The organism is Megasphaera sp. DJF_B143 (assembly GCF_900320625.1).
Taxonomy (GTDB): Bacteria; Bacillota; Negativicutes; order Veillonellales; family Megasphaeraceae; genus Megasphaera; species Megasphaera hexanoica.
In genome coordinates, this window is sequence record NZ_ONTA01000192.1 from 1 (window position 1) to 2,795 (window position 2,795).

Annotated in this window: 4 protein-coding genes; 1 reads left to right on the forward strand and 3 read right to left on the reverse strand. The window is 55.0% G+C overall.

Annotated features, from left to right (window positions below; all coding sequences use genetic code 11):
• The first annotated feature begins 88 nt into the window (after window positions 1–88).
• On the forward strand, window positions 89–1,081 hold the full coding sequence (hemB, locus tag DBO31_RS05935) for a porphobilinogen synthase (protein ID WP_059076058.1): 993 nt from the start codon (window positions 89–91) through the stop codon (window positions 1,079–1,081).
• A gap of 74 nt (window positions 1,082–1,155) precedes the next feature.
• Here the strand turns inward: hemB and DBO31_RS05940 are convergent, their stop codons facing one another.
• The 3 genes from DBO31_RS05940 to DBO31_RS05950 are packed head-to-tail and all read right to left on the reverse strand — an operon-like array spanning window position 1,156 to window position 2,674.
• Window positions 1,156–1,395, reverse strand: a complete 240-nt coding sequence (locus DBO31_RS05940) for a sulfurtransferase TusA family protein (RefSeq protein ID WP_059076057.1) — start codon at window positions 1,393–1,395, stop codon at window positions 1,156–1,158.
• Complete coding sequence (locus DBO31_RS05945; protein ID WP_059076056.1) at window positions 1,392–2,255, reverse strand: 4Fe-4S dicluster domain-containing protein; 864 nt, start codon at window positions 2,253–2,255, stop codon at window positions 1,392–1,394. Before DBO31_RS05945 ends, DBO31_RS05940 begins: the two co-directional genes overlap by 4 nt.
• The gene (locus tag DBO31_RS05950; protein WP_150824684.1) at window positions 2,228–2,674 is read right to left on the reverse strand and encodes a M67 family metallopeptidase; all 447 of its coding nucleotides are present in this window, start codon (window positions 2,672–2,674) and stop codon (window positions 2,228–2,230) included. Before DBO31_RS05950 ends, DBO31_RS05945 begins: the two co-directional genes overlap by 28 nt.
• Between the last annotated feature and the right edge of the window lie 121 nt (window positions 2,675–2,795).

The following is a 2,795-nucleotide window of genomic DNA, read 5'->3' on the forward strand; positions in this document are numbered from 1 at the left end:
CGCGAAGGACTCACACCGGCTCTCACGGCTTCGACCTATACCATAGAAGGCCTGACTCAGAATATACTCGATTGGAGACGACATCATAATGAAATATAACGCCTTACGCCCGCGCCGCCTGCGCATTTCCGCTCCCGTCCGCTCTATGGTGCGGGAAAACCACCTGTCCGTATCGGACCTGATTTACCCTATCTTCGTCGTTCCCGGCAGCCATGTAAAAGAAGAAATCCCCAGCCTGCCCGGCTGTTATCACCTGTCAGTCGATAAAGCCGTAGAAACGGCCCGCCTCGCCGTCTCCCTCGGCATCCCGGCCATTGAAGTATTCGGCCTGCCCGGATACAAGGATGAAACAGGCTCATCGGCATGGGACCCGAAGAGCCCGGTGCAGCGGGCCATGGAAGCCATCAAAAAAGAACTGCCCGGTCTGGTCATCGTCGGCGATGTCTGTCTCTGCCAGTACACCAGCCATGGCCATTGTGGCAAGCTCTGCGGCCATTACGTCGATAACGACGCTACCCTGCCGCTCCTGGCCCGGACGGCCGTCAGCCAGGCAGCAGCCGGTGCCGACATCATCGCCCCGTCAGACATGATGGACGGCCGCATCGCCGCCATCCGCACAGCCCTCGATGAAAAGGGTTTCCAGAACGTTTCCATTATGTCCTACGCCGTCAAATACGCCTCGGCCTTTTACGGCCCCTTCCGCGATGCGGCCAACTCGGCCCCGCAGTTCGGCAACCGCCGCCAGTATCAGATGGATCCGGCCAATTCCCGTGAAGCCATGAAGGAAATCAGCCTCGACCTCGATGAAGGGGCTGACATCATCATGATCAAGCCGGCCATGACTTATCTCGATATCGTCCGTCAGGCCCGGGACCGCATTGACCGCCCCATCGCCGTCTACAACGTCAGCGGTGAATATGCCATGGTCAAAGCGGCTGCCCAAAACGGCTGGATCGACGAAAAACGGATCGTCCTGGAATCGCTTCTGTCCATGAAACGGGCCGGTGCCGATATCATCATCACCTATCACGCTCTGGACGTCGCCCGTTGGCTCAGCGAAAAAGATTGTCTGACGTTTTAAATTTGATGTTTGAGGTTAAGCAAAAAACGGATTCTCCTGTGAAATCAGCTGTTTCATAGGAGAATCCGTTTTTTTTAGTCGTCCTGTCCCCGTTCGACGAGAATCGTGTAAGTCCCGTCTTCGTTGTCTGTCACGTCGAAGACGCGGTGTCCGTCATTTTTCAGACTCCGCGGGACGTTCTGCAGAGCGTCGCCGCTGTTGAGCCGGACGGACAGGACCTGTCCCGGTTCCATATCTTCCAGTTCGACCTTTACTTTGACATAGGTCACGGGACAGACGACATCCGTAATATCGATAGTGTTGTCTATGTTCATAATACCTCCCGGACGAGTCGTTCTACTGTGTCCCAGCCAATCCGTTCTACCGTTTTGGCAAAGCGTTCTCCCGGTTTGGCGTGGTTTTCAAAAAAGTCGAGAACTACATCGATGACGCGATACAGTTCTTCTTCCGAGTGAAGGAGGGGCAGGAAATGCCTGCCAATAGTGATCTGCTTGCCATAGAGGCCTCCCAGGGATACGTTATAGCCGGCTGTTCCTACCCAGGCCGAAGACGGACAGGTAGTAACGCACTTGCCACAGAACAGGCACTGGTCCGCCGTAAAAGAAAGTGTCTTTTCTTTCTTATCCACTGTAATGGCCGAAGACGGGCAGACGGCCTGACAGAGGCCGCAGAAAATACAGTCATCATGATGCCATTGCGGTTCGATGCCGCCTTTGATGCCCAGGTCATTTTCTTCCGTCTTCAGACAGTTATTGGGACAGCCTGTGATGCCGATTTTGAATTTGGCTGGAAATTCCCGTCCGCCATAGCGGGCTTCACATTCCCTGGCTATGTGCTGGGTGTCGATCAGCCCCGACGGGCAGACGGCATTTCCCTGACAGGCCGTAATCGTGCGCAGCCGGGCGCCACAGACGCCATTCTGTACGCCGCCTTTGGCCAGTTCTTTCTTTACCGTATCGATATCTTCCAGGGCGATAAAGGGGATTTCAATGCCCTGCCGGGATGTGAGATGGATATATCCGTGTCCATAGGTTTCGGCGACGTGACGGATCGTTTCCAGCTGTTCTATAGTCACCTGTCCGCCAATGGTTTTCAGCCTCATGGAGAAACGATCTTTCTGCTTCTGTTTCATGAAGCCGCCTTTTTTTAGTTCCTTGAAATTTGCATCTGCCAATGTGATTCCTCCTCTTCGATGTGTAGTGGCTCTGCTATCGCCTCGCCGCCGCGGATACGAAAACTGCGCAGGACCGGCCCGCTTTCCGCCAGCGACAGAATCAGATAGCGCAGCGACGGGTCGAAGGCCAGCCGTTTGTCTTCGTCGGACGGGCGGGACGGCGTTGCCGGGTGGCTGTGGAAATTGCCGATGAGGGCCAGATTACGCTGGCGTATATCCCGCATGACGGCAAACTGCTCTGCCGGATCCATGGAAAAATGTTTCGGACTGGCATCGGTATTGTTCAGATAATATACCTTCTCAACGAATGCGTCGCCACCACTTCGTTTTCCCGCCAGCAGGCCGCAGCATTCATTGGGCAGCTGTTCCCGGGCATAGGCCGTCATGGCCTCATAATCAGACCGTGTCAGATGTATCATAGCGACCCCTTTCCCACTTTGCTTTCACATACAGGCTGCTTATAGTCGATGAGCTCGTGAATGGACGGGTCGTCGCCGCAGATTGCGCAATGAGGATTATGTCCAACGGGAATCTTGCGGA

What these genes read in the sequence shown, in the direction of transcription:
- DBO31_RS05940 (WP_059076057.1), bottom strand. Translation starts at nt 1,395, where the DNA reads ATGAACATAGACAACACTATCGATATTACGGATGTCGTCTGTCCCGTG.
- DBO31_RS05950 (WP_150824684.1), bottom strand. Translation starts at nt 2,674, where the DNA reads ATGATACATCTGACACGGTCTGATTATGAGGCCATGACGGCCTATGCC.
- hemB (WP_059076058.1), top strand. Translation starts at nt 89, where the DNA reads ATGAAATATAACGCCTTACGCCCGCGCCGCCTGCGCATTTCCGCTCCC.